Source organism: Trinickia sp. (genome assembly GCF_051961175.1).
Classification (GTDB): domain Bacteria; phylum Pseudomonadota; class Gammaproteobacteria; order Burkholderiales; family Burkholderiaceae; genus Trinickia.
Window position 1 is genome coordinate 1 of record NZ_JBQCDN010000458.1, and the last position, 5,108, is coordinate 5,108.

5 protein-coding genes are annotated in these 5,108 nt (G+C 65.6%); 2 read left to right on the top strand and 3 right to left on the bottom strand.

All coding sequences use genetic code 11. From position 1 onward, the window contains the following. The 3 genes from ACTHL0_RS26005 to ACTHL0_RS26015 form a co-directional block, all read right to left on the bottom strand. On the bottom strand, positions 1-433 hold a 433-nt coding region (locus tag ACTHL0_RS26005), incomplete at its 3' end, for an HAD family hydrolase (RefSeq protein ID WP_440569950.1). 27 nt (positions 434-460) lie between these two features. Further along, positions 461-2,296: a M24 family metallopeptidase gene (locus ACTHL0_RS26010; protein WP_440569951.1), complete on the bottom strand. Its 1,836-nt coding sequence runs from the start codon at positions 2,294-2,296 to the stop codon at positions 461-463. Positions 2,297-2,310: 14 nt separating this feature from the next. Continuing rightward, complete coding sequence (locus tag ACTHL0_RS26015) at positions 2,311-2,565, bottom strand: hypothetical protein (RefSeq protein ID WP_440569952.1); 255 nt, start codon at positions 2,563-2,565, stop codon at positions 2,311-2,313. Positions 2,566-2,960: 395 nt separating this feature from the next. Between ACTHL0_RS26015 and hemA the strand changes: the two genes are divergently transcribed. Both hemA and ACTHL0_RS26025 read left to right on the top strand, forming a co-directional pair. Then, entirely contained in the window at positions 2,961-4,262 is a 1,302-nt protein-coding gene (gene hemA / locus ACTHL0_RS26020) for a glutamyl-tRNA reductase (RefSeq protein ID WP_440569953.1), read from the top strand. Positions 4,263-4,346: 84 nt separating this feature from the next. Beyond that, on the top strand, positions 4,347-5,108 hold a 762-nt coding region (locus ACTHL0_RS26025), incomplete at its 3' end, for a peptide chain release factor 1 (protein ID WP_440569955.1).

Below are 5,108 nucleotides of genomic sequence, written 5' to 3' on the forward strand. Positions count from 1 at the left end.
GATCGGGCTTCACGAGCTTCACGCGGCCCGATACGACAATGTCGCGAAAACGGCGCAATACGGGGAAGTTCTCCCAGGCATACGGGAACGTCTCATCCGACCAATTCGTCAGCCCGAACAGCGGCACGCCGGCGGCTTCCAGTTTATCGACCAGCGCGACCGCTTCGGCAAACACGCCGCCGATCATTTCGTGCCAACGGCCGTAGAACGCGCGAATGCGCTCGGCTTCGTGCGGAAAGCGGGCGATCAGCGCCTCGGTGCCCGACGCGATCGATTCACCGCCGTCTTGCCGCACCACCCAATCCATCGTGCACACTTCCGTCAGGAAGCGGCGCCGCTCGTCCGCATCGGGAATCAGCTTGCGGTACAGATAGTCGGGGCTCCAATCGATCAGCACCCCGCCGAAATCGAAGACGACGACCTTCGGTTTCATACGTTTTGTCCTTTTATCGCGTGAACTTCAAATAGGTTGTGTCCGTGCTTCGAGCCACGCCTTGGCGGCACCGTCCACCCAAGGCGACACGCGCGAGCGCACCGTCTCGTGATAATCGTTCAGCCACGCGCGTTCATCCTCTCGCAGTAGCGCAGGCAGGATGCAGCGCGTATCGATCGGGCATAGCGTCAATGTCTCGAAGGCCAGAAAGGAGCCGAACTCGGTGTCCCCGTCGGCACGGTTCAGCACCAGGTTTTCGATCCGCACGCCCCATTGGCCCGCCCGATACACACCGGGCTCGATCGACGTGATCATGCCCGCTTCCATCGCCGTCTGCGGCTCGGCCGGCGCGTAGTGCGAAATGACCTGCGGCCCCTCATGCACGTTCAGGAAATAGCCGACGCCATGGCCCGTGCCATGACCATAATCGATGCCGGCCTCCCACATCGGCGCGCGCGCAATCGCATCGAGCATCGGGCTGCGGATACCCTGCGGAAAACGCGCGCGCGACAGCGCAATCATCCCCTTGAGGACCAACGTGAAGTCGCGCTTTTGCGCCTCGGAAACCGAGCCGACGGGCACGACGCGCGTGATATCGGTCGTCCCCGTCACATATTGGCCGCCCGAATCGATCAGGAGCAGCCCGTCGCCTTCGATCGTCGCGTGCGCGTCCGCCGTCGCGCGATAGTGCGGCATCGCGCCGTTCGCATTGAAGCCGGCAATCGTCGCAAAGCTCGGCGAAATGAAGCCGGGCCGGCGTGCACGCGCGGCGGTCAGCCGTTCGTCGATCGTCAACTCCGTTATCGTCTCGTTCCCAAGCGCCCCCTCGAACCATGAGAAGAATTCTGCGAGCGCCGCACCGTCCTGCTCCATGGTCCGGCGCACATACTCCGCCTCGCCTGGCGTCTTGCGCGACTTCGCGAGCGTCGACGGATTCACGGCTTCGACGATGTTCACCCCCGAGGGCACGGCTTCTCGCAATCCGAAGGTCACCCGCCGCGGATCGATGAGCAGCGTCGAACCCGCCGGCAGTGCCGCCAGTGCCGCACGCGCTTGCTCGTAGGGCGCCAGGCGGATGCCATCGCGCTCGAGCGCTTCGGCGAGGCCAGCCGGCAGCTTGCCCGCGCCGACGAACAGCGTCATCGCGTCGAGGCCGACCAGCGCGTGTGCGACGAAGACCGGATTGAAGTTGACGTCGGCACCGCGCAGATTCGTCAGCCACGCAATATCGTCGAGCGTCGAGATGAAATGCCATTGGGCGCCGGCCTCAAGCATCGCCGCGCGCACAAGGGCGAGCTTTTCACCTCGCGCGATACAGGCGTCCGGCAGCACGTGTTCGAAAACCGGGGCCGCCGGCAGCGCCGGCCGGTCGGTCCAAACCGATTCGAGCAGGTCCTGACCGGTGACAAGCTCGATCCCTCGCGCACCCAGTGCCGCTTGCAGCGTGCGCGCGGCGGCAAGACCGAGTACCGCGCCGTCTACTCCGGCGCGCTCGCCCGCATTCAGCCGCGTGGCGAGCCAATCGACATGGGCCTGCGCCTGCGCGCCGCCCGTCATTTTCATCAACTGGATGCCGGTCCCGGCGAGCTGCGCCTCGGCCTGCACCCAGTAGCGGCTATCGGCCCACACGCCCGCGAAATCGTGCGTGATGACGAGCGTGCCGGCCGAGCCGGTAAAGCCCGAGAGCCATTGGCGTGCCTGCCACCGCTGCGGCAAATATTCCGACAAATGCGGATCCGACGACGGCACGACATAGGCGGAGAGCCCTGCGCGGGCCATCGCCGCGCGCAGCCGGGCCAAACGGCCGGCGCTCGGTGACGGCGATCCGCCGACCGATGCGGCATGGGAAAGACGATCGTTCATGAGAAGACCTAAGTTCATCGGCGGGCGGACAAACCGACCGCCGCGGCGACGGCAATCAGCGCCAAGCCCGTGCAGACAGGCCACTCGAGCGTTTCGCCGTCGTGGAATAGACCGGAAACGTCACCGGCCATTTTGGCGGCGGCCGCGGCGACGACGCCGCAGACCAAGGCAAGGGAAAGGCGCGCCCGTCTCGAGCGGCGCAGCGGATGCAACCACCAGCCCGCCAATCCGATGGCAAGGCCCAGTACGATCACGCCCGGCCAGCCCATCAAAACCTGCCCGAGCCGTTCATCGCCTGCTGGCTCGGGAACGCAACGCCATGAAAGCCAGGAAGAAAACCGCCAAATCGCATAGTGAGTCTCTTATTGTCTCTATTTTAGGAAGATCCGACGGGATACCGTACCGGCACGGCGGAGCGGCCGAAGCACCGCGCACCACCCGCTGGCCGCCCCGCCCGCGAAACGCCGCGGGAACGGGCGAAGCGGGCGAGTGCGGCGGCGCTCGCCACGCGACGCACTGTGCGCCCCCGGCCGCCGCGATCCAATTTTTGCGACTGCGCGCCCGCGTGCACATGCCCGGCGGGCTTCGGGGTGGAACCGCTATAATAACCGGCTGAAATATCAGCGCCGCTCTCGGCTATCGGCGGACACGGCTTCCCCCACGTATGCAACTGCTCACGATCGGAATCAATCACCACACGGCGCCCGTCGCGTTGCGCGAGCGCGTGGCGTTTCCGCTCGAGCAATTGAAGCCGGCGCTGGATGCCTTTCAGGGCCAGTGGCGGGGGCGCCCGTCGCTCGCCGCCCCCGAAGCCGCCATACTCTCCACCTGCAACCGAACCGAGCTCTACTGCGCCACGGACGATCGCGCCGCGCGCGAAGCTGCGCTGCAATGGCTATCGAGCTATCACGGGCTATCGGTGGAGGAGCTTGCCCCCCACGTTTATGCCCTGCCGCAGTCGGAAGCCGTCCGGCACGCGTTCCGCGTCGCCTCGGGCCTCGATTCGATGGTGCTCGGCGAAACGCAGATCCTCGGTCAGATGAAGAACGCCGTCCGCTCGGCGTCTGAGGCGGGGGCGCTCGGCACCTACCTGAATCAGCTCTTTCAGCGCACGTTCGCGGTTGCCAAGGAAGTGCGCGGCAATACCGCCGTCGGCGCGCAGTCGGTCTCGATGGCCGCAGCGGCCGTGCGGCTCGCTCAGCGGATCTTCGACAAAATCTCGAACCAGCGCGTGCTGTTCATCGGCGCCGGCGAGATGATCGAGCTGTGCGCGACGCACTTCGCGGCACAAGAGCCGCGCGAGCTCGTCATCGCCAATCGCACGATCGAGCGCGGCGCGAAGCTCGCGGAGCGTCTGGGCGGCCATGCGATGCCGCTCGCCGAGCTACCGGCGCGGATGCACGAATTCGACATCATCGTCTCGTGCACGGCTTCGACATTGCCGATCATCGGCCTCGGGGCCGTCGAGCGCGCGGTCAAGGCGCGGCGCCGCCGCCCGATCTTCATGGTCGATCTGGCGGTACCGCGCGACATCGAACCGGAAGTCGCCGAGCTGCAAGACGTGTTTCTTTACACGGTGGACGATCTCGGCGCGATCGTGCGCGAAGGCAATGCCTCGCGCCAGGCGGCCGTCGCTCAGGCCGAGGCGATTATCGAAACGCGCGTGCAAGGCTTCATGCAATGGCTCGATACGCGCAGCGTCGTGCCCGTGATCCGTCATATGCACACGCAGGCCGATGCGCTCCGCCGTACCGAACTCGATCGCGCGATGAAGATGCTGTCGCGCGGCGACGATCCCGCCGCCGTCCTTGAAGCGCTGTCGCAATCGCTGACGAACAAGCTGATTCATGGCCCGACGCACGCGCTCAACCGTGCAGGCAGTGACGAGCGGGCCACGCTTGTCGAATTGCTCAGCGGCTTCTATGGGCACGCCAAGCCCTCGGATTCGGATTCGTCCGAACATTAGCGGCGCTCACCGCGCTCGAGCGCCGGTTCACGCGTCCTGCTGTCTCACCCTTTCACTTTCTTTTCGGGGAGCCTCGCTCCGCACATGAAAACGAGCATGCAACACAAGCTCGACCAGCTCACGACACGGCTGGCCGAACTGAACGACCTCCTGAGCCGCGGCGACGTGACGGCCAATCTCGATCAGTACCGTAAGCTCACGCGCGAGCACGCCGAAATCGGCCCTGTCGTCGAACATTACGCGCACTGGCGCCAGGCGCGGCTCGATGCCGCGACGGCTCAGGAACTGATGTCGGATGCGTCGATGCGCGGGTTCGCCGAGGAGGAAGTGCGGGCATCGCGCGACCGAATGACGCAGTTCGAAGAAGATCTGCGCAAAATGCTGCTGCCGAAGGATCCGAACGACGAGCGCAACATCTTCCTCGAAATTCGCGCCGGCACCGGCGGCGACGAATCCGCGCTGTTCGCGGGCGATTTGCTGCGCATGTACCTGCGCTATGCCGAACGGCAGCGCTGGCAGGTTGAAACGATGTCCGAGAGCGGGTCCGATCTGGGCGGCTATAAGGAAGTGATCGTTCGCATCGCGGGCCAGGGCGCCTATTCGCGCCTCAAGTTCGAATCGGGCGGACATCGCGTTCAGCGCGTGCCAGCCACTGAAACGCAAGGCCGGATCCATACCTCGGCGTGTACCGTGGCCGTCATGCCCGAAGCCGATGAGATCGGCGAAGTGGAGATCAACCCGGCCGAGTTGCGGATCGACACGTTCCGCGCGGCCGGCGCGGGTGGACCACCCATCAACAAGCCCGAGTCGGCCGTGCGCGGGACGCACGTGCCCACGGGACTCGTC